Source organism: Rhodoferax sp. U2-2l, assembly GCF_020594515.1.
Taxonomy (GTDB): domain Bacteria; phylum Pseudomonadota; class Gammaproteobacteria; order Burkholderiales; family Burkholderiaceae_C; genus Rhodoferax.
This window is the reverse complement of the sequence record NZ_JAJCTH010000006.1, coordinates 83,733-103,298: the sequence shown is the minus strand read 5'-3', so window position 1 is coordinate 103,298 and position 19,566 is coordinate 83,733. Positions and strand designations below refer to the sequence as shown.

Annotated in this window: 18 protein-coding genes; 13 read left to right on the top strand and 5 right to left on the bottom strand. The window is 63.1% G+C overall.

Features of this window, described 5'->3' with window-relative positions:
• Window positions 1-40: 40 nt before the first annotated feature.
• The 4 genes from LHU53_RS07530 to LHU53_RS07515 all read left to right on the top strand — a co-directional run bounded on the left by LHU53_RS07530 (window position 41) and on the right by LHU53_RS07515 (window position 2,536).
• Window positions 41-898 carry a sulfurtransferase gene (locus LHU53_RS07530; protein ID WP_227331904.1) on the top strand — a complete coding sequence of 286 codons (858 nt, stop codon included), beginning with the start codon at window positions 41-43 and terminating at the stop codon, window positions 896-898.
• A 59-nt stretch (window positions 899-957) separates the two neighbouring features.
• A complete protein-coding gene (locus LHU53_RS07525; RefSeq protein WP_227331902.1) occupies window positions 958-1,314 on the top strand; it encodes a DUF2946 family protein in 357 nt (118 codons plus the stop codon).
• A gap of 73 nt (window positions 1,315-1,387) precedes the next feature.
• Window positions 1,388-2,005 (top strand): SCO family protein, encoded by a 618-nt coding sequence (locus LHU53_RS07520; RefSeq protein ID WP_227331901.1) that lies wholly within the window; start codon window positions 1,388-1,390, stop codon window positions 2,003-2,005.
• Between the two features lie 78 nt (window positions 2,006-2,083).
• A complete protein-coding gene (locus LHU53_RS07515) occupies window positions 2,084-2,536 on the top strand; it encodes a copper chaperone PCu(A)C (protein WP_227331900.1) in 453 nt (150 codons plus the stop codon).
• Between the two features lie 496 nt (window positions 2,537-3,032).
• Here the strand turns inward: LHU53_RS07515 and lysA are convergent, their stop codons facing one another.
• Window positions 3,033-4,283 (bottom strand): diaminopimelate decarboxylase, encoded by a 1,251-nt coding sequence (gene lysA / locus LHU53_RS07510; RefSeq protein WP_227331898.1) that lies wholly within the window; start codon window positions 4,281-4,283, stop codon window positions 3,033-3,035.
• Between the two features lie 193 nt (window positions 4,284-4,476).
• The gene (locus tag LHU53_RS19805) at window positions 4,477-6,303 is read right to left on the bottom strand and encodes a methyl-accepting chemotaxis protein (protein WP_304621927.1); all 1,827 of its coding nucleotides are present in this window, start codon (window positions 6,301-6,303) and stop codon (window positions 4,477-4,479) included.
• Between the two features lie 554 nt (window positions 6,304-6,857).
• Here LHU53_RS19805 and LHU53_RS07495 point away from each other — a divergent pair.
• The 3 genes from LHU53_RS07495 (at window position 6,858) to LHU53_RS19860 (ending at window position 8,860) form a co-directional block, all read left to right on the top strand.
• The gene (locus tag LHU53_RS07495) at window positions 6,858-7,250 is read left to right on the top strand and encodes a hypothetical protein (protein ID WP_227331897.1); all 393 of its coding nucleotides are present in this window, start codon (window positions 6,858-6,860) and stop codon (window positions 7,248-7,250) included.
• 8 nt (window positions 7,251-7,258) lie between these two features.
• Window positions 7,259-8,197 carry a LysR family transcriptional regulator gene (locus tag LHU53_RS07490; RefSeq protein ID WP_227331896.1) on the top strand — a complete coding sequence of 313 codons (939 nt, stop codon included), beginning with the start codon at window positions 7,259-7,261 and terminating at the stop codon, window positions 8,195-8,197.
• A 186-nt stretch (window positions 8,198-8,383) separates the two neighbouring features.
• Entirely contained in the window at window positions 8,384-8,860 is a 477-nt protein-coding gene (locus tag LHU53_RS19860) for a high-potential iron-sulfur protein (protein ID WP_370632244.1), read from the top strand.
• Between the two features lie 79 nt (window positions 8,861-8,939).
• Here LHU53_RS19860 and LHU53_RS07480 read toward each other — a convergent pair whose 3' ends face one another.
• Complete coding sequence (locus LHU53_RS07480; RefSeq protein WP_227331894.1) at window positions 8,940-9,851, bottom strand: dienelactone hydrolase family protein; 912 nt, start codon at window positions 9,849-9,851, stop codon at window positions 8,940-8,942.
• Between the two features lie 223 nt (window positions 9,852-10,074).
• Here LHU53_RS07480 and LHU53_RS07475 point away from each other — a divergent pair, with 223 nt between their 5' ends.
• From LHU53_RS07475 to LHU53_RS07465, 3 genes are all read left to right on the top strand, one after another.
• Window positions 10,075-11,316: a 3-methyl-2-oxobutanoate dehydrogenase (2-methylpropanoyl-transferring) subunit alpha gene (locus LHU53_RS07475; RefSeq protein ID WP_227331892.1), complete on the top strand. Its 1,242-nt coding sequence runs from the start codon at window positions 10,075-10,077 to the stop codon at window positions 11,314-11,316.
• A 104-nt stretch (window positions 11,317-11,420) separates the two neighbouring features.
• The gene (locus LHU53_RS07470) at window positions 11,421-12,425 is read left to right on the top strand and encodes an alpha-ketoacid dehydrogenase subunit beta (RefSeq protein WP_227332088.1); all 1,005 of its coding nucleotides are present in this window, start codon (window positions 11,421-11,423) and stop codon (window positions 12,423-12,425) included.
• A 3-nt stretch (window positions 12,426-12,428) separates the two neighbouring features.
• A complete protein-coding gene (locus LHU53_RS07465) occupies window positions 12,429-13,829 on the top strand; it encodes a dihydrolipoamide acetyltransferase family protein (RefSeq protein WP_227331891.1) in 1,401 nt (466 codons plus the stop codon).
• Window positions 13,830-13,844: 15 nt separating this feature from the next.
• On the opposite strand, the gene LHU53_RS07460 is transcribed toward LHU53_RS07465, so the two are convergent.
• Window positions 13,845-14,507 carry a hypothetical protein gene (locus LHU53_RS07460; protein ID WP_227331889.1) on the bottom strand — a complete coding sequence of 221 codons (663 nt, stop codon included), beginning with the start codon at window positions 14,505-14,507 and terminating at the stop codon, window positions 13,845-13,847.
• Window positions 14,508-14,543: 36 nt separating this feature from the next.
• Complete coding sequence (gene polA, locus LHU53_RS07455; RefSeq protein ID WP_227331888.1) at window positions 14,544-17,393, bottom strand: DNA polymerase I; 2,850 nt, start codon at window positions 17,391-17,393, stop codon at window positions 14,544-14,546.
• A gap of 53 nt (window positions 17,394-17,446) precedes the next feature.
• Here polA and LHU53_RS07450 point away from each other — a divergent pair, with 53 nt between their 5' ends.
• Genes LHU53_RS07450 through LHU53_RS07440 form a run of 3 tightly spaced genes read left to right on the top strand, consistent with a single transcriptional unit; the run spans window position 17,447 to window position 19,560 of the window.
• On the top strand, window positions 17,447-17,776 hold the full coding sequence (locus LHU53_RS07450) for a hypothetical protein (RefSeq protein WP_227331886.1): 330 nt from the start codon (window positions 17,447-17,449) through the stop codon (window positions 17,774-17,776).
• A gap of 3 nt (window positions 17,777-17,779) precedes the next feature.
• A complete protein-coding gene (locus tag LHU53_RS07445) occupies window positions 17,780-18,775 on the top strand; it encodes a homoserine kinase (protein WP_227331884.1) in 996 nt (331 codons plus the stop codon).
• Window positions 18,772-19,560 carry a BPSS1780 family membrane protein gene (locus LHU53_RS07440; RefSeq protein WP_227331878.1) on the top strand — a complete coding sequence of 263 codons (789 nt, stop codon included), beginning with the start codon at window positions 18,772-18,774 and terminating at the stop codon, window positions 19,558-19,560. Before LHU53_RS07445 ends, LHU53_RS07440 begins: the two co-directional genes overlap by 4 nt.
• Window positions 19,561-19,566 lie beyond the last annotated feature (6 nt).

Genomic DNA, 19,566 nt, shown 5'->3' with positions numbered 1-19,566 from the left:
AAAATCAGCCGCCACCCCATCCCCACCCGGAACCCACCTGATGTACACCACCCTGATCTCTGTCGACCAACTCCAGACCCTGCGTGCCAGCGGCCAGCCGCTGATGGTGTTTGACTGCAGCTTTGAGCTGATGCAAGCCCAACAAGGCGACGCCCAGTATCTCGCGGGCCACATCCCCGGCGCCTTGCGCGCTGACCTCGACCGGCACCTTAGCGCCAAAGGGGCACCGGATGCCGCCAGTGGCGGCCGCCACCCGCTGCCCTCACGCCCGGCCTTGGCCGCCTGGCTGGGCAGTGTCGGCCTGACACCTGAGCACCAGGTCGTGGTCTATGACCGCCAGGGCGTCAATTACTGTGGCCGCCTGTGGTGGATGCTGAAATGGCTCGGCCATGACGCGGTCGCGGTGCTGGATGGCGGGTTGTCGGCCTGGACTGCCGCCGGGGGTGCCATGGAAGCGGGCACCGGCCCGGCGCAGCCGAGCACCACCTATGTGCCAGGCCTTGAAAAAGCGGGCCTGGTCGATGCCGAGGCGGTCGCCAAACAACTTGGCAAACCGGCGCAGACCCTGATCGACGCCCGCGGTGCACCCCGTTTTCGCGGCGACATCGAGCCGCTGGACCCGGTGGCTGGCCACATCCCCGGCGCGCTCAACCGACCGTTCACCCTGAACTTTGACGCCCGGGGCCTGTTCAAACCGGCCGCCGAGTTACGCGCCGAGTTCATGGCCTTGCTGGGCCAGCGTGACCCCGCCACGGTGGTGCACCACTGCGGCAGCGGCGTGAGCGCCATCCCCAACGTGCTGGCCATGGAAGTGGCCGGCCTGGGCCGCACCCGCTTGTACGCGGGCAGCTGGAGCGACTGGTGCAGCGACCCGGCCCGGCCGGTGGCGCAGGGCTGACCCGCAGCCCAACAGGGGCGCCACCGCCCCAACCACGTCGCTCACGTATCATCTTGCGCATGCCCCACCCACAGCTGCTTCGCCACATCACCCGCTGGGTGCTGCTGGTGTTTGCCTTGTCGCTGGGGGTGGCCATCGCCTCGCCGCTGGTCAAGCCACAGGTCATGAACGTGATCTGCGCCGGCGCGGGCGACATGAAGCTCATGGTGCAAACCGACGACGGCGCGGTGGAAATCGGCAGCCACGGTCTGGACTGCCCACTGTGTGCCGCCTTGGGCGCACCGCCGCCAGCCCTCATCACCCGCCTTGCGCCTGCGCCAGCGCCCGGCCACATCGGCCTGCCCTCGCCCGCCGAACAAACCTGCCAAGCACCCCATGAGCCGTGGCAGGCCCGCGCCCCACCCGCCTGGTCCTGACCGGTTTTCTGAGCACCTCTAACCCGTGACCTCTGCAGGCTGGAGGGGGTATCAATTCCTACCTGAGGCAGGCATGGGTTTCACCAACCGTCACCGTATTCACGTTCTGGCAGGCAGCGCCGTGGGACTGCTGATCACTTTGGCAGGCGGCTGCAGCCGCTCTGGCGAACCGGTCGTCGGCCAGTTCAAGGGGCTCGACATCACCGGCGCGCCGTATGGCAAAGACTTCAACCTCACCGATCACAACGGCCAGGAGCGCACGCTGGCCGACTTCAAGGGCCAGGTGGTGATGTTGTATTTTGGTTTTGTGCAGTGCCCGGACGTGTGCCCCACCGCGCTGAGCCGTGCAGTGGAGACCAAGCGGCTGTTGGGGGCCGACGGCGAGCGGCTGCAGGTGCTGTTTGTCACCGTGGACCCCGAGCGCGATGCCGCACCTGTCCTGAAGGCGTACATGGCCGCGTTTGACCCGCGCTTTTTGGCGCTGTCCGGTGACCTGAAACGGACCCGCGACACCGCCGAGAGCTTCAAGGCGTATTACAAAAAGGTGCCTACCGGCAGCTCGTACACCATGGACCACTCGGCGCTGTCCTATCTGTTTGACCCAAGCGGCGTGCTGCGCGTGGCCCTGCGCCATGAGCAAACCGCGCAGGACTACGCCCATGACATCGCGCTGCTGCTGAAAACCCCGTGAGTCCGCTTTCCGGCCCGGTCATCCCGCCGGGTCGCCATCACTTGTCGCATCTTTTTTATTCAATTTGGAACCATCACCATGAAAAAACTCACTCTTTCACTCTGCCTGCTGGCCGCTGCGACGCTGGCCCAGGCCCAGGTCACCATTCACGCCCCCTGGGTGCGCGGCACCGTGCCGATGCAGCAGGCCAGCGGCGCCTTCATGCAGCTCAGCGCCGACAAATCCACCCGCCTGGTCGCGGCCCAGTCCCCGGTGGCCAAAGTGGTAGAAATCCACGAGATGGTGATGGACAACAACGTGATGAAAATGCGCCAGGTCCCCGGTCTGGACATCGTGCCCGGCAGCACGCTGGACCTCAAACCCGGTGGCTTTCACATCATGCTGATTGAGCTGAAACAGCAGCTCAAAGGCGGCGACGTGGTGCCCATCACGTTGGTATTTGAAGACACCCAGACCAAAAAACAGTTCACACAGGAGGTGCAAGCCCCGGTGACGGCACTGGGCGGGGGCAATATGCCGATGAAACATTGAGGCTATTTTGACGAAGCTGCCAGCTGCTATCCAGCTTTGACCCGCGACTTGTGTTGGATAGCTCTGGGCAGGACGCATCGGTCGTCTGTAGCCAGGATACATCCAGCCTTAACCCGCGACGCGCATTGGGTGTCCAACTCCGCGAATGTCCCCCGAAAGCGGCCTGCGGCCACTTTCTCCTCCTTGATTTCGCTGCGTCAGACACCCAACACGCGTCGCTGAACGCAGCGAGCACTCCCCAGCATGAAATTCACCGCCATGAGTTTTACGCCCTCTCCCGCTGGGAGAGGATTGGGGTGAGGGCTTGGCGCCCAGCCAGGAAGACCAGACTGCCCCATCAGCTAACTCTCCGCCACCCCTCCCACAACCGCAGGGGCGTGGGCTGGGCGGATGTCGAGGCCGATTTCAAAAAGCGAAGCGTCATGAGGCCTCGGCGTCCGCCCAGCCCGCGCCCCGGGCCACACCCACGGATGTCTCACGCGAGGCAACAAAAAAACTAAACAGCCTCCAACGCCAGCAACTCACCCACCGTCTGCCGCCGCCGGATCAACCTCGCCTGACCATCCTCAACCAGCACCTCCGCAATCAACGGCCGCGTGTTGTAGTTGGACGACATTGAGGCGCCATAGGCCCCGGTGTCGTGCAGCACCAGCAAATCACCAACACAAGCCACCGGCAACGGGCGCTTCAACACCACCCCGCCCTCGCCCTGCGTGAACACATCGCCCGACTCGCACAGCGGCCCGCCCACCACCGTGTCCTGCAACGCGCCTTCTACCGCGCTCCCATCCGCATGCATCAGCGTCATGCCATGAAAACTGCCGTACATGCTCGGGCGCATCAGGTCGCTGAAACCGGCGTCCACCATCACAAACGGGTTGCTACCCATCGTTTTGGTGGCGCGCACCTCGGTCACCAGCACGCCCGATTCGGCCACCAGGTACCGGCCCGGCTCAATCTCCAGCGCCACCGCGTGGCCCAGCATCGCTGCAATCTGCTGGCGCGCGGCGTCCCAAAGTGAAAAATAGTGCGCGGTGTCGATCTGCGGCTCACCCGCCTGGTACGGAATCGACAAGCCGCCGCCCGCTGAAATGGCCTGCAGGTCCAGGCCTTGCTCCTGCACGGTTTTGACCAAGGCCACCATGGCGCCGCACACCTCTTGCAGGTGGGTGTAGTCCACGCCCGAGCCAATGTGCATGTGCAGGCCCATCAGCGTCAGGCCGTTGGCGCGCACTGCTTCGCAAGCCAGCGGCAGGTCAGCGTGCCAGATGCCGTGTTTGCTGTGTTCGCCGCCGGTGTTGGTCTTGTTGCTGTGGCCGTGGCCAAAGCCGGGGTTGATGCGCAGCCACACCGGGTGGCCGGGGCTGGCCGCGCCGAGCTGGTCCAGCATGTCGATCGAGCCGCAGTTGACCGGCACGCCCAAGTCGGCCACGCGCGCCAGGGTGGCGCGGTCCAGCAGATCAGCGGTGAACACGATCTCGGCATGGCCGTGGTGCACACCGGGTGTGTAGCCTGCGGCGAGCGCGCGCTCGATCTCGCCCAATGACACCGCATCCACCATCACCCCGCAGCGCTTCATCAACCTGAGGATGTGGGTGTTGGAATTGGCCTTCTGGGCGAAGCGAATCACGTCAAAGGCGCGCAGCGCGGCAATTTGCCGCTCAATGGTGGGAGCGTCGTACACCCACAGCGGCGTGCCGTAGGTTGGGGCCAAGGTGGCCAGGGTGGTGGGGTTGAATGGGTTCATGTTGGCATCATGCCAACACCTGTCTATTCAATCAATAGCGAATTTTTTTGTTATTTATTCACATTCGATATACAAAGACCCAACTCAACGCCAAATAACGGCGTTGACCTCGGCAGCGGAGTCTGGACGTGGCGATCCACACCAGACTTTCTATTGGCCGTCGCTGGGGCCTGAACCCTGCGCGTCAACGGTCCTAGAAAGTCTCCCACTCCCCTTCGGCGGGTCCTTTAACCAAAAACGTTTTGTCTGTCGGGTCAGCCAGCGCTGCAGTTTTTGGAGCGTTTGGTGCCGTACGCAAAGGCGGTTGCCCACGCGCAGCCGACCCCTTAGACACCCCAACAGCACGCTGCGCCACCCCCTTGAAGGCGCCCGGCTCGGTGGGGTGCGCACGCACAGCTGCAGCGGGTGGCGGGTGTGCAGTGACGTCGTCACCCATGCCGAGTTTGAACACGGCCACCGTTTGCACCAGTTCCTGCGCCTGGGCCTTGAGGCTGCTGGCAGCCGCGGCCATCTCTTCCACCAGCGCCGCATTTTGCTGGGTGACCTTGTCCATTTGTGTCACCGCCTCGCCAACCTGAGCCACACCCATGCTTTGTTCATTGCTGGCGGCACTGATCTCGCCCACGATGTCGGTCACTCTCCTGATCGATGCCACCATCTCATGCATCGTGACGCCAGCCTGATCCACCAGGCTGGTCCCTTGCTCAACACGCTCGACGCTGACATTGATCAGTGTCTTGATTTCCTTGGCAGCCTCTGCACTGCGACTCGCCAGGGCGCGCACCTCTGACGCCACCACGGCAAAACCGCGTCCTTGCTCCCCCGCACGGGCCGCTTCGACCGCGGCATTCAGCGCCAGAATATTGGTTTGAAACGCAATGCCATCAATCACGCTGATGATGTCCGATATCTTGCGCGACGATTCATTGATGCCCTTCATCGTCTCAACCACCTGGCCGACCACTTCGCCACCTTTCCTCGCGATGTCGGAGGCGTTCATGGCCAGTTGATTGGCCTGGCTGGCGGATGCGGCATTTTGTCGGACGGTCGTTCCCAGTTGCTCCATACTGGCCGCCGTTTGCTCCAGCGCGCTGGCCTGGCTTTCGGTCCGTGCGGACAGATCATTGTTGCCGTGGGCAATTTCAGCGCTCGCCGTGGCGACCGATTCAGAACCCTGGCGCACTTGAAATACCACACCAGCCAGCTTGGCGCGCATGACTTCCAGGTTGGCCAGCAACTGGCCCAGTTCATCCCTGCTGTTGGACACCACGATGCGCGTGAGATCACCGTCTGAAATGTCTTGTGCCAGTGACACGGCGTTTTGCACCGGCAAGATCACACTGCGGGGAATCGCCCAGATCAAAACACCCCCCACCACCAAAATGACCATCAGTACGAAGATCATCGCAATTTCTGCGGCGCTGATGATATTGACCACCGTCGTCGCCGCGTCCGCCGTGCCGTCCAGATTGAATTTCACAATGGCTTCCATCGCGGCATAGGCCGCACGAAATGCCACAGGTACTTGACTGGAGAATTCCTGCTGAACCTCGGCCAGTTTGTCTGGTTCCACGGCGTATGTCGCCACCCCGGACAGGCCGGCCTGGGCAATTTTGAAATAGGCGTCGCGCTTGGCCTGGTAGTCTGCATAAAGCGCTTTTTCAGCCGCGCCCTGCGCCATATCGTCTTCGCTGTAGGTGAGCAAGGTGGCAGCATAAATATCGGTCGCCTTGCTCAACTGCATTTCAAGATTTTGCAATGTTTGGGCAAAGGCAGTGGCATCGGATGCGTCGCGGCCGGCCATGCGATCACTGACCGCGAGGTAATGGTCTGCAACGAAACCCTTCATGTGCCCCAGGTTTTCAATGGCTGGAATCCACGATGTCGCCACTTCGGTTGATTCGTACTTGACCAACGTGTTTCGGTAGAGCGAATTGCCAGCGCTGAACACGGCCAGCAGCAGGATCACGACCAACCCAAGTGTGATGCGGGCACGGATACCCAAATTGTTCAAATTCATAACGCTTCCCCAAAGGCTAACGAGGTCAACTCACCCCAGACATACTTCAAATTGACCCCAAGACGATGGTCGACTGAAAAAACAAAGATGGTAGGTCAAACAGCCACATTCGTTTTGAACGAATATTTTTTCTCTGATCTCAAGCTCCTCGGCAATGTGCAGGTCCCCGTGGTTGTCGCGGCATCGAAGGCCAACAGCGGCATCGGGCCTGCCAAGGCCTGCTGCAGATTGATCAGATGCTGGCGGGTGCGCGCCACCTGCTGGGCAAGGTGATGGACCAATTCCAACAATGCTTGTATGCCGCGTCACGTTTGACCTGTGGGACGATGGCCAAAACGCTGTCATTGGCAGCAACAGCCAAACCTAAAATGCGCAACAAACGTTAACGTAAGTGTTAAGAAATTCATATGAACTTGCGTGGCAGTGATATTGTGCCCAACAGCGAAGCACGTGCGCGTCGGACTGAATTGGCGCAAGGTGTGGTGGATGGCGCGTCTGAAAAAATACTGATCCAAAATGGCGCCTGCAGCTTTGGACACGTTGCTGGCGGACTGATGGCACGACCGCCCCATGCCCGACTTGGCGCAGCACCAGATTTCGCCACCCCTCTGGAGAAAGCGCATGCTTTTTTTGCCGTGCAAGATGCCGACACGACCCACCCGCGATGCAACCAGCTCAACGCTGAGCTGCGGGACAAGAAACGCGTCTTGAGCGGGTCTCCCGTCAGCGCGCGATCAGACCGGTTTTTGAACAGTCGGTCGCCCCAGGCACACATGCGCACGGCGCAGATCGTGCAGCTGGCAGCGCAGGCAAGCTTGCCGTTTTTGCGCGAGGACGCCGTCGCGCAGCATGTCGCGCATGTCGCCTTGGACGCGCACGCTGAAGCGGACGTGGTATGGCTCACCTTGAAACACCATCGGCAGTTGGCGTACCGCCCCATCCGTTGATGGCAACCATGATCGACGCAGCCCCCGCCCTCACCCACCGCCAGCTGGCCATCTTCCGCGCCATCATGCTGCACGGCAACCTGAGCCGCGCCGCCGAGGTCACAGGCTCCAGCCAGCCCACGCTCAGCCGCGAGCTCGCCAGGCTGGAGTACCTGCTGGGGTTCGATCTGTTTGACCGGGTGCGTGGCCGCCTGCGCCCCACGGTGCGGGCGCTGGCGCTGATGCAGGAGGTGGAGCGCTCGTTTGTCGGGCTGGAGCAGATCGCCGCCCGCGCGCAAGAACTGCGCACCTTGTCCACCGGGCGGCTGCGGGTGGCCTGCCTGCCCGCGCTGGCCCAGGCGCTGGTGCCGCGCGCGCTGATGGCGTTTCAGAAAACCCTGCCCGAGACAGCGGTAAGCGTGGTGCCGCTGGAGTCCCCCTGGCTGGAGCAGGCCCTGAGCGAGCAGCGGTTTGACCTGGGTTTGAGCGAAACCACCGAGGCGCCCACCGGCGTGACGTTAGAGAAGCTGTTGCAGGTGAACGAGGTGGCCGTCTTGCCGCGCGGCCATGCCCTGGCGCGCCTGCCCGTTCTGACGCCGCAGGACTTTGAAGGCCAGCGCTTTGTCAGCCTCGCGGCCGGTGACCCTTATCGCCAAGCCATTGACCAGATGTTTGCCGCTGCGGGCGTGACACGCATCACTGCGCTGGAAACCGCCAACGCCGCCGCGGTCTGCGCCATGGTGCGCCACGGCTTGGGCGTGGCCATCGTCAACCCCTTGACCGCGCTGGAACTGTCCGGGCCCGACCTGCTGGTGCGGCCCTTGCGTGTGCCCATCACCTTTCAGGTCAGCCTGCTGCTGCCCGAGGTGGCGGCACCGCACCCCTTGCGCAACGCGCTGGTCACCGCCATCACCGACACCGCAACGCAGATGCGCACCCTTTTGACACACCCAGGCCGTTCTGCCTGAGATACCTGCCCATCCGCATGGGCACGGCCAGGATGCTTTGGATTATTCCAGCTTTTACGTTTGGATACAGTTCTGCAGCCTCGCTGATGGCTTATGTGAACAAATGCACATCAAAACTGACCGGGCGTGCAGTAAGCTAATACGCTGTGCCGATCCGGCATGACCGCAACGACCGAGGAATTCACCATGCAAAAAACATCCACCCGTCGGAATTTCATCCAGATCTTTCCGTTGGCCGGGTTGGCCATGATCGCCGCCTGCTCTGAAAAACCCGCGCCAGCGCCAGCGCCTGAGCCCGCACCTGTGGCGCCCCCGCCAGCCGCCCCGGCGCCAGCCCCTGAACCAGCCGCCATGCCCGCCTCGGAAGCGACGGCAAGCACACCCGCCGCCGAGCCCGCGCCGGCCGCGCCTGCGGCACCCGCCCAAGGCAGCCTGCCCATGGTGGACCCCAAAGGAACGCAAGCCACCATGCTGGGCTATGTGGATAACGCAGCCAACGCCGACAAAACCAAGTTCAAATCCTTTGTCGCTGGCAGCAGCTGCGCCAACTGCGGCCTGTTCCAGGGCAAGGCTGGCGACGCAGCCGGTGGCTGCCCCTTGTTCCCCGGCAGCCAGGTCGCGAGCAAGGGCTGGTGCAGCGCTTGGGTGAAGAAGGCTGCGTAATCAGACAGTGGTTGGGCCCCGGTCAGCCCCGCCTCAAGAAGGGCTGGCCGTGTGTCAATTTGAAGTTTTCACAAAGTCGTCAAGCCACGCCATGTGACTTGAACCAGGCCAGCGCCCGCGCAAAGCCGTCTTCAGCGGGCGCTTGGCGGTAGCTGGGCCGGTAGTCGGCGTGGAAGGCGTGCGGCGCGTCCTTGTAAACCACAAATTCACTGGCCTTGGCGGCCCGGTTGCCTTGGGCAGCCGCTTGCGCCAACGCGTCTTTCATCTGGTTGACGGTGGTGAGCGGAATGCCACCGTCCTGTCCGCCGTACAAGCCCAGCACCGGCGCCTTGATTTGCGCGGCCAGGTCCAGCGGATGTTTGGGGGTGAGTTCTGACGCCGTGCCCACCAGGCGCCCATACCAGGCCACCCCCGCCTTGACGTTTTTGCTTTGCTGGGCATACAGCCAGGTGATGCGCCCACCCCAGCAAAAACCGGTGATGCCCACTTTTTTCAGGTTGCCACCGTTCTCGCCCGCCCAGGCCACGGCGGCGTCCAGGTCTTTCATCACCTGCTCGTCAGGCACCTTGGACACCACCTCACTCATCAGCTTGGCCACCTGGGTGTAGCTGCTGGGGTCGCCCTGGCGGGCAAACATCTCGGGGGCGATGGCCAGATAACCGGCCTTGGCAAAACGGCGGCAGGTGTCGGCAATGTATTCATGCACGCCAAAAATCTCCTGGATCACCAGCACCACCGGCAGGTTGGTTTTGCCAGCCGGGGCGGCAAAATAAAACGGCACCGAAAACCCTTCCACGTCGTAAACGGCCTCACCGGCGCGCAGCCCGTCTGATGAAGTTTGGATGGCGGTTTGCGCCATGATGGGCATGGCGGTGGCGGCGTAACCCACGCCCAGCGCCACTTTCAAAGCAGTGCGGCGGCTGGCTCCGGCCTCCGAAGACTGGCCGGGCAGCAGCGACGAGAAATCCTGAGTCTGGTTGGTGTCTAGCACGCGGGTCTCCTTTGATAAAAATCAATAGCTTATCGGCAGCGGTGCGCCCACCGGGTTGTGGGGAAATTTCCGCCTCAATCCGCTATGCTCTTGTTTGCCCGTCCGCGCCCCAGTGATCCTGTAGCGCGGGCAGCCAAGCCAGGCTAGGTGCTTTACCCGATGCACCCAGCCGCCCGTTCAACGTATTCTGTGGCGGACCACAAGCCCGCAAGGAGACACCCTCATGCCCCAGCGCAAACCGCTGCACCTGCACGTGCCAGAGCCCACCGGGCGACCCGGCCGTGACACGGATTTTTCATACCTTCCCCTCTCCGCTGCCGGTGCCAAACGCCGCCCGCCGGTCAATGTGGCTGCCGCGCAGACCAACGATTTGGCGTTTGCGCTGATCCGCGTGCTTGACGACGATGGCAACGCCGTCGGCCCCTGGGCACCGCAAATGGATGTGGCGCAACTCAAGCGCGGCCTGCGCGCCATGATGCTCACCCGCGCCTTTGACGCGCGCATGCTGATCGCGCAGCGGCAGAAAAAAATGTCGTTTTACATGCAGTGCCTGGGCGAAGAAGCCATTGCCTGCGCCCACGCGCTGGCCATTGGGGAAGGTGACATGTGTTTCCCCACCTACCGCCAGCAGGGCCTGCTGCTCACCCGCGAAGACAACAACATGGTGGACATGATCTGCCAGCTCTACAGCAACAGCCGCGACCCGATGAAAGGCCGCCAGCTGCCGGTGATGTACAGCAGCAAGAAACAGGGCTTTTTCTCGATCAGCGGCAACCTGGCCACGCAGGTGATTCAGGCCGTGGGCTGGGCCATGGCCAGCGCCATCCAAGGCGATGACAAAGTGGCCAGCGCATGGATTGGCGACGGCGCCACCGCCGAGGCCGACTTTCACACCGCGCTCACTTTTGCCCATGTCTACCGCGCCCCGGTGATCATCAACGTGGTCAACAACCAGTGGGCTATCTCCACCTTCCAGGCGATTGCCGGGGGCGAAGGCACCACCTTTGCCGCACGCGGTGCAGGCTGCGGCATTGCCAGCCTGCGGGTGGATGGCAACGATTTTCTGGCGTGTTTTGCCGCCACAAAATGGGCGCTGGAGCGCGCCCGCAGCAGCTTTGGCCCGACGCTGATCGAATGGGTCACCTACCGCGCCGGGCCCCACTCCACCAGCGACGACCCCAGCAAATACCGCCCGGCCAGCGATGTGCAGCGCTTCCCGCTGGGTGACCCGATCGCGCGCCTGAAGCAACATCTGATGGTGCTGGGCGCCTTGACCGAGGCCGAGTTTGAGACCACCCAAAAAGCCGTCGAAGCCGAGGTTCTGGCGGCGCAAAAAGAAGCCGAGAAGTACGGCACCCTGGCCGACAGCCACGCGCTGGACCTGGCCAGCATGTTTGAAGACGTCTACAAAGACATGCCCGCGCACCTGATCCGCCAGCGCGCCGAACTGGGAGCGGCATCATGAACAACAACGATATGAACGCAGCGCAGAACCGACTCAAGCCAGTGAACGCCCCCTCGGGAGGCAGTGCCGTACGCGAAGCGGCCAACGTGGGGGCCACATCCCCCATGACCATGATCCAGGCGCTGCGCTCGGCCATGGACGTGATGCTGGCGCGCGACCCGAATGTGGTGGTTTACGGGCAAGACGTGGGTTACTTCGGCGGCGTGTTCCGCTGCACCGAGGGCCTGCAGCAAAAACACGGCAACCAGCGCGTGTTTGACGCGCCTATTTCCGAAGGCGGCATTGTGGGCACGGCGGTGGGCATGGGTGCCTACGGCCTGCGTCCGGTGGTCGAAATCCAGTTTGCCGACTACGTTTACCCGGCCACCGACCAGATCGTCTCGGAGGCGGCGCGCTTACGTTACCGCTCGGCGGGGGATTTCACCTGCCCGATCACCATCCGCATGCCCTGCGGCGGTGGCATCTACGGCGGCCAAACCCATAGCCAAAGCCCCGAGGCCATGTTCACCCAGGTCTGCGGCCTACGCACGGTGATGCCGTCCAACCCGTACGACGCCAAGGGCCTGCTGATCGCAGCGATTGAAAACGACGACCCTGTCATCTTTCTGGAACCCAAACGCCTGTACAACGGCCCGTTTGACGGCCACCACGACCAGCCGGTGGTGCCCTGGAGCAAACACCCGCTGGGCAACGTGCCCGAAGGGTATTACACCGTGCCGCTGGACAGCGCATCCATCTATCAACCGGGTCAAGCCCTGACAGTGATTGCCTATGGCACGATGGTCTATGTCGCACAGGCCGCCGCACGTGAGAGCGGCATCGACGCGGAAATCATCGACCTGCGCAGCCTGTGGCCGCTGGACCTGGACACGCTGGTGGCTTCGGTGAAGAAAACCGGCCGCTGCGTCATCGTGCACGAAGCCACCCGCACCAACGGGCTGGGCGCGGAGCTTTTGAGTCTGATTCAGGAGCATTGCTTCTACCACCTGGAGGCGCCCATCGAGCGCGTCACCGGTTGGGATACGCCCTACCCGCACGCCCAGGAATGGGCGTATTTCCCCGGCCCGGCACGCCTGGCAGCGGCTTTCCAACGTGTGATGGAGGCCTGAGCCATGACGATTCAAAGCATCAAAATGCCCGACATCGGCGAAGGCATTGCCGAGGTGGAGCTTGTCGCCTGGCGCGTGAGCGTGGGCGAAGCCGTGTTGGAGGACCAGATCCTGGCCGACGTGATGACCGACAAAGCCACGGTGGAAATCCCGTCCCATGTGGCGGGTACCGTGCTGTCGCTCGACGCGGCGGTGGGTGAGGTGGTGGCGGTGGGCACACCGATTATTCATATCGACACGGCTGCAGCTCCGACCGATAAAGGGCAACCAGCCGGGGACAGTAAAGAACCAACCGACTCAGACGTTGCCAAGGTCAGTGGCACCGCGGCAACTGTGCAGCCCTCGCCCCAACCCTCTCCCAGCGAAAGAGGGAGCGACAGGCCAGACGCCCCCGCACCTGCGGATACCTTGAACGATCGTGGGCGTAACGGTGCTACCAACTCCCCGCCTGCGGCCTCACCCCCTCTCACGCCGGGCAAGGGCGGTGGCAAGGTGAGCGAGCGCCCCATCGCCGCGCCAGCTGTGCGCCGCCGCGCCTGGGAGCTGGGCGTTGACCTGGCCACCGTGCGCGGCACCGGCCCGGCTGGGCGCATCACCCAGTCCGACCTGGACGCCGCCACATCGCAGACCAGCGCCAACCCGAGCGCCGTCAGCGCGGTCAGCTTCCTCAGCCCCCCCAGCGCCGACCCCCGCTACGCCCAACGCACTGCCGAAGACACCTTGCCGGTCATCGGCCTGCGCCGCAAGATTGCGCACAAGATGCAGGAGGCCAAACGCCGCATTCCGCACTTCACCTATGTCGAAGAAGTCGATGTGACCGAGCTGGAAGCCTTGCGCGGAAGGCTCAACACCGAGTTTGGCAAAACCCGGGGGCGGCTCACGCTGCTGCCGTTTTTGATCCGCGCGCTGGTGCTGGCGGTGCGCGAGCATCCCGAGGTGAACGCGCGTTATGACGACGACGCGGCCATCATCACCCGCTACGCCGCCGTGCACCTGGGCATGGCCACGCAGACGGACGGTGGCCTGATGGTGCCGGTGATCCGCCACGCCGAAAGCCTGGATTTGTGGGCCTGCGCCGCCGAGATCACCCGCTTGGCCGAGGCCGCGCGCGCTGGCCGCGCCACGCGCGACGAGCTCAGTGGCTCCACCATCACGCTGACCAGTCTGGGGCCGCTCTCAGGCATCAGCCACACGCCGGTCATCAACCACCCCGAGGTGGCCATCGTCGGCCCCAACCGCATCGTCGAGCGGCCGGTGATGCTCAACGGGCTGGTGGTGGCACGCAAGATGATGAATGTGTCGTCATCGTTTGACCACCGGGTGGTGGACGGTATGAACGCTGCCGAGTTCATCCAGCGCCTGCGCGGCTACCTGGAGTGCCCGGGCACGCTGATGCTCGGGTAAGCGTGGGCAGTTGCGCTAACGCAGCTCCGCAAACACCGCGGGCACGTGGCGCACGCCGGGCTGCGCGGCCAGTGCGTCTCGGGCCGCCTCCAGCGCCTTCAGTTTGCACAGGTTGCGCACCGCCTCTTCCGTGCTCATGGCGGTGCCGTAGCCTCGGGCCAGCTGCACAAACTGGGCCTGCAAGTCCGCCAGCACCCCCGATTTGTCGCGCAGATCAGCGTGGCCGATCACCTGGCTGGACAAGGTCTTGACCTTGGGCTCGCCAGCCAGTGTGGGCCGGGTGACCTTCAAACTGACCCCGTTGGCGAGCTCGCTCAACGCCAGCCCGGCGGGGCTCACATCCAGCGCAAAGGCAAATTCCACCGCGTATTTGACGACCACAGTGACGTCTGCCTGGAGGTGGTAGGTATCCCTGTTGAGCAACTCCACCTGGGTGTACTCGCGCGTGAGGATCACCACCGGGCTTCTCAAGGCATCGGCGGCGGTTTGGCGGCTGGCTTCCAGGCACTTGGCGTAGTGGGTGTAACCCAGCATCGTTTTCTTGGCCGTGGCCCGTTCCGTCTCGACCTTCAGCAACTGGTCGGACATCGCCTGGTTCTGACCAAATTGGCTGACTTTCATCACCACGTACACCATCAGCGTGCTCAGGATACCGCCCGCGATCGCAAAAATTGTCATCGGTTCCATGTGGCCCAACGTCCTGCAGTCGGTCGCTCAGTGCGCCTTGTCCCAGTTCAGCCCCACCCCCACCTCGGCCAGCAGCGGCACCTTCAGGTGCGCCACACCGGCCATGAGTTTGGGCACCTCATGGCGCACCCAGTCCACTTCAGACTCGGGCACCTCAAACACCAGTTCGTCATGCACCTGCATGATCATCTTGGTGGCGAGTTTTTGGTCGTCAATCACGTTTTGCACCTTGACCATGCTGAGCTTGATCAGGTCGGCTGCGGTGCCCTGCATGGGTGCGTTGACGGCCTGGCGTTCCAGCGCCGCCAAGCGCGCTCCTTTCTCCTTTTCGATGCCTGGCAACACAAGGCGCCGACCAAACACCGTTTCGACATACCCCTGCGCCTTGGCCTGGGCGCGGGTGTGGTCCATGTAAATCTTCACGCCGGGGTAACGCTCGAAGTAACGCGCGATGTAGTTTTTGGCTGCCGTGTTGTCAATGCCCAGCGCTTTCGCCAGGCCGTAGGCGCTCATGCCGTAGATCAGGCCAAAGTTGATGACCTTGGCATAACGCCGCTGCTCACTGCTGACTTGCGCCGTGTCAACGCCAAAAATTTCGGCTGCGGTGGCGCGGTGCACGTCCATGCCGTCGTGAAACGCCAGCAGCAAGGCCGCGTCACCACTGATGTGCGCCATGATGCGTAACTCGATCTGGCTGTAATCCGCACTGGCAATGACATGCCCGGGTGGCGCGACAAACGCCTCGCGCACGCGCCGACCTTCGGGCGTGCGGATCGGGATATTTTGCAGATTGGGGTCGTTGCTGGACAGCCGCCCGGTCACCGCCACGGCTTGGGCATAGTGCGTGTGCACCCGGCCATCGCTGGGCAGGGCGAGCTGCGCCAGTTTGTCGGTGTAGGTGCCCTTGAGCTTGGCCAGGCTGCGGTGCTCCAGGATTTTGGCGGGCAGCGGGTAGTCTTCGGCCAGCTTTTGCAGCACCTCGTCGTCGGTGCTGGGTGAGCCCGTCGGGGTTTTTTTGACCACCGGCAGACCCAGCTGGGTGAAAAAAATCTCGCCAATCTGCTTCGGGCTGCTCAGGTTGAACGGCTGGCCAGCGAGTTCGTGCGCCTCTTTTTCCAGCTGCAGGATACGCTGGCCCAGCTCGTGGCTTTGTGTGGCCAAGGTGGGGGCGTCGATCAGCACGCCGTTGCGCTCGATGCGGTACAGCGCTTCGCTGCTCTGGATTTCCAGCGCATAAATGAAGCGCAGCTTGTCATCGCGCACCAGCTGCGGCCACAAGACCTGGTGCACCGCCAGCGTCATGTCGGAGTCTTCACATGAATATTCGGCGGCCTTGGCGATATCGACCTGGTCAAAACAGATCTGATTGACACCCTTGCCACACAGGTCTTCAAAATTGATGCCGCTGCGTTCCAGATGCCGCTGGGCCAGGCTGGCCAGACCGTGCGGCTTGTGAACCTCCAGCACATAACTTTGCAGCATGGTGTCGTGCACGTAGCCGCACACCTCGATGCCATGGTTGGCAAATACATGGCGGTCGTATTTGATGTGCTGGCCGAGTTTGTGGCGGCTGGCGTCTTCCAGCCAGGGTTGGAGCTTGGCCAGCACCTCGTTCAAGGGCAACTGCGCCGGGGCGTCGGGGTAGGCATGGGCCAGCGGGATGTAGGCAGCCTCACCAGGCGTCACGCTGAAACTGATGCCGACGATCTGCGCGCGCATTTCGTCAATGGACGTGGTTTCGGTGTCAATGGCGACCAGATCGGCGGCTTGGAGCTTGGTGAACCAGGCGTCGAAGGCTTCCCAGGTCAGGATCGTGTCGTAGCGCAGGGGGGTGGCGGGGTTGGCGGCCTGCGTTGTGTCGGCTGGTGGCGCGGGTTCGGGGTCGTCGAAGAGATCGCGCTCTTTTGTGGGTGATCGCGCGGAAATGGGGTCAGAGCCGTCTGCGCTGCGCTTCGCGGATCCGACCCCATTTCCTTGTGACTCCGCTGTAGCCGCCAGCGCCCGCGCCAGACCTTTGAACCCATATTTGTCGTAAAAATCGGCCAAAGCCGGCGTATCCATCGACCCCACAGCGATTTCATCCAACGCTGGCAAACCGGGCAGCCAGCCGTTCAGGTCGCAGTCGGTCTTGATGGTGACAAGGATGCGGCCGGTGGGCAGCCAGTCCAGCGACTTTTTCAGACTCTCGCCCACGGCCCCCTTGATCTTGTCGGCGTTGGCCACGATGGCGTCCAGCGAACCGTATTCGTTGAGCCACTTGGCAGCGGTTTTGGGTCCCACCTTAGGTACGCCGGGCACGTTGTCCACCGTGTCGCCCACCAGCGCCTGGTAGTCGCGCATCAGCTGCGGCGGCACGCCGAATTCAGCGGTGACACCGGCCACATTGCGCACCCGGCCATTCATGGTGTCAATGATGGTGATGCGCTCGTTGACCAGCTGCGCCAAGTCCTTGTCGCCACTGCTGACGATCACCTGCAAACCTTGCGCATCGGCGGCGGCGGCCAGCGTGCCAATCACGTCATCGGCCTCGACACCGGGAATGGCCAGCACCTTCCAGCCCATCAGGCGCACCACCTCGTGGATCGGGTCGATCTGGCTGCGCAGGTCATCCGGCATGGGCGAGCGGTGCGCCTTGTACTCGGGGTACAGCTCGTCGCGGAACGTGGGGCCTTTGGCGTCAAAAATGCAGGCGGCGTAGGCGGCGGGCACTTCCTTGCGCAAGCTTTGCAGCATGTTGATCATGCCGCGAATCGCTCCGGTGGGGGGGCTGGTGGGGTCGCCCGGCACCGCGCGCAGGTCTGGCATGGCATGGAAAGCACGGTACAGGTAGCTGGAGCCGTCAACCAACAGCAAGGTTTTTGGGGGGGCAGTGTTCATGGCGGCATTTTGCCTTTGATGCCGGGACATACCGGCCCAACTACAATCAAAACATGCGTTTCAAACACTTCACCAGGCAGCTGTCTGCCCCTTCATTGGCCTGCACCCTGCCGCTGTGCCTGTTGCTCTGCGGCGCGGTGCAAGCCCAGACGCCGGCCAGCCCGCCGCCTGCCCCGTCTGCCAGTTCACCCACTGTGGCTGACAAACAGGCGCCTGAGCAGGCCACGCAGCGCATCGTGGTGGAAGACGCCAGCACCCGCATTGACGAGGTCCGTGTGGGAGGCGAAACCAAAAGCATCACCGTGAAGCCCAAAGACGGCATGCCCGCCTACGACGTGGCACCCGCCACGGGCGAGCGCACCTGGAAAGTTCTGGGGTTTTAAGACATGGCGGTTTACACGGAAGTCTCCGAGCAAGAGGCGCGCACCCTGCTGCGTGCGCTGGACCTGGGCGAACTCACCCAGCTGCGCGCTTGTTCGGGCGGCATTGAAAACACCAACTATTTCGCCTCCACCGAGCGCGCGGGCCAGCCACACGACTATGTGCTGACACTGTTTGAGCGCCTGACGTTTGAGCAGCTGCCGTTTTACCTGCGGCTGATGAAACACCTGGCGCAGCGCGGCATTCCGGTGCCCGAGCCCCATGCCAACGCCCAGGGCAGCCTGGTGTTTGAACTCAAAGGCAAACCCGCTGCCGTGGTGGACAAACTCATCGGCAAAAGCGAACTCAACCCCACGCCCGACCATTGCGCCCAGGTGGGTGCCACGCTGGCTCGCCTGCACCTGGCGGGGCGCGATTTCGAGCTGACCCAGCCCAATTTGCGCGCCCTGCCGTGGTGGAATGAGGTGGTGCCAGTGGTGCTGCCACACCTCAGCGCCAGCCAGAAAACGCTGATCCAGAGTGAGCTGGCCTACCAAAACCAGATCGCTGCCAGCAGCACTTATGCGGCGCTGCCGCGCGGCCCGATCCACGCCGACCTGTTCCGTGACAACGTGATGTTTGACACCTTGCACGGCCAACCCGTTCTGAGCGGCTTTTTTGACTTTTACTTTGCCGGGGTCGACAGCTTTGCCTTTGACCTGGCGGTGTGCCTGAACGACTGGTGCATTGATCTGGCCACCGGCGCCCACCATGCGCAGCGCGCGGACAGTTTCCTGGCTGCCTACGAGTCGGTACGCCCGCTACAAACCTGTGAACGCCAGCTGCTGCCCGCCATGTTACGCGCCGGTGCGCTGCGTTTCTGGGTGTCACGCCTGTGGGACTTTTACCTGCCGCGCGCGGCCAGCCTGTTGCAGGCGCACGACCCGAGTCACTTTGAGCGGGTGCTGCAGCAACGCGTGCGCCCCCCCCTGACAGTCGACCAACCGGCCCTCACCGCATGAAGCTCAATCTGGTGTCTGCCCGCACGGGCTCGGTCTGGGTCAAGTTGGGCATGCAGACGTTTTTCAAACAGCCGCTGGCACTGGCCGGGCTGTTTTTCATGTTCATGGCGCTGATGTCGGTGGCCACCATGGTGCCGGTGGTGGGCTTGCCGCTGGCCATGACCCTGCTGCCCGCCATCACGCTGGGCCTGATGGCGGCCAGCCGTGAAGCCACCCAGGGCAAGTTCCCCATGCCGCTGATTTTGCTCAGCGGCTTTCGCGCCGGGCCGGTCAAGCTGCGCGCCATGCTGACGCTGGGCGCCTGCTATGCCACCGGTTTTTTGTGCGCCATCGGCGCCTCCTACCTGATGGACGACGGTGGCTTTGCCCGCATGTACCTCGGTGGCCAGGCCCCCACCGCCGAGATGATGAGCACCGGCAATTTCCAGATGGCGATGTGGACCTTCATCGGCCTGCACCTGCCGCTGTCCTTGCTGTTTTGGCATGCCCCGGCGTTGGTCTACTGGCAAAATCTGCCGCCACTCAAAGCCATGTTTTTCAGCATCGTGGCCTGCGGGCGTAACTTTTGGGCGCTGACGGTGTTCGCGTTTTTGTGGATGGGCGTCATGGTGGGCACGGTGCTGGCGGTCACTGCCGCGTCCGCCATCTTCAACAGCCCCAGTCTGGCCAATGTGATGTTGTTCCCGGCCCTGCTGATGGTGGCGGCGATGTTTTTCACCTCGCTGTATTTCACCTACCGGGACAGCTTTGAGGCGCCGGTGGATGCCGAGCCATTGAATACTTGATGCTGC

What these genes read in the sequence shown, in the direction of transcription:
- LHU53_RS07470 (WP_227332088.1), top strand. Translation starts at nt 11,421, where the DNA reads ATGACCATGATCCAGGCGCTGCGCTCGGCCATGGACGTGATGCTGGCG.
- LHU53_RS07440 (WP_227331878.1), top strand. Translation starts at nt 18,772, where the DNA reads ATGAAGCTCAATCTGGTGTCTGCCCGCACGGGCTCGGTCTGGGTCAAG.
- LHU53_RS07465 (WP_227331891.1), top strand. Translation starts at nt 12,429, where the DNA reads ATGACGATTCAAAGCATCAAAATGCCCGACATCGGCGAAGGCATTGCC.
- LHU53_RS07525 (WP_227331902.1), top strand. Translation starts at nt 958, where the DNA reads ATGCCCCACCCACAGCTGCTTCGCCACATCACCCGCTGGGTGCTGCTG.
- polA (WP_227331888.1), bottom strand. Translation starts at nt 17,393, where the DNA reads ATGAACACTGCCCCCCCAAAAACCTTGCTGTTGGTTGACGGCTCCAGC.
- LHU53_RS07515 (WP_227331900.1), top strand. Translation starts at nt 2,084, where the DNA reads ATGAAAAAACTCACTCTTTCACTCTGCCTGCTGGCCGCTGCGACGCTG.
- LHU53_RS07445 (WP_227331884.1), top strand. Translation starts at nt 17,780, where the DNA reads ATGGCGGTTTACACGGAAGTCTCCGAGCAAGAGGCGCGCACCCTGCTG.
- lysA (WP_227331898.1), bottom strand. Translation starts at nt 4,283, where the DNA reads ATGAACCCATTCAACCCCACCACCCTGGCCACCTTGGCCCCAACCTAC.
- LHU53_RS19805 (WP_304621927.1), bottom strand. Translation starts at nt 6,303, where the DNA reads ATGAATTTGAACAATTTGGGTATCCGTGCCCGCATCACACTTGGGTTG.
- LHU53_RS07520 (WP_227331901.1), top strand. Translation starts at nt 1,388, where the DNA reads ATGGGTTTCACCAACCGTCACCGTATTCACGTTCTGGCAGGCAGCGCC.
- LHU53_RS19860 (WP_370632244.1), top strand. Translation starts at nt 8,384, where the DNA reads ATGCAAAAAACATCCACCCGTCGGAATTTCATCCAGATCTTTCCGTTG.
- LHU53_RS07460 (WP_227331889.1), bottom strand. Translation starts at nt 14,507, where the DNA reads ATGACAATTTTTGCGATCGCGGGCGGTATCCTGAGCACGCTGATGGTG.
- LHU53_RS07490 (WP_227331896.1), top strand. Translation starts at nt 7,259, where the DNA reads ATGATCGACGCAGCCCCCGCCCTCACCCACCGCCAGCTGGCCATCTTC.
- LHU53_RS07530 (WP_227331904.1), top strand. Translation starts at nt 41, where the DNA reads ATGTACACCACCCTGATCTCTGTCGACCAACTCCAGACCCTGCGTGCC.
- LHU53_RS07495 (WP_227331897.1), top strand. Translation starts at nt 6,858, where the DNA reads ATGGCACGACCGCCCCATGCCCGACTTGGCGCAGCACCAGATTTCGCC.
- LHU53_RS07450 (WP_227331886.1), top strand. Translation starts at nt 17,447, where the DNA reads ATGCGTTTCAAACACTTCACCAGGCAGCTGTCTGCCCCTTCATTGGCC.
- LHU53_RS07475 (WP_227331892.1), top strand. Translation starts at nt 10,075, where the DNA reads ATGCCCCAGCGCAAACCGCTGCACCTGCACGTGCCAGAGCCCACCGGG.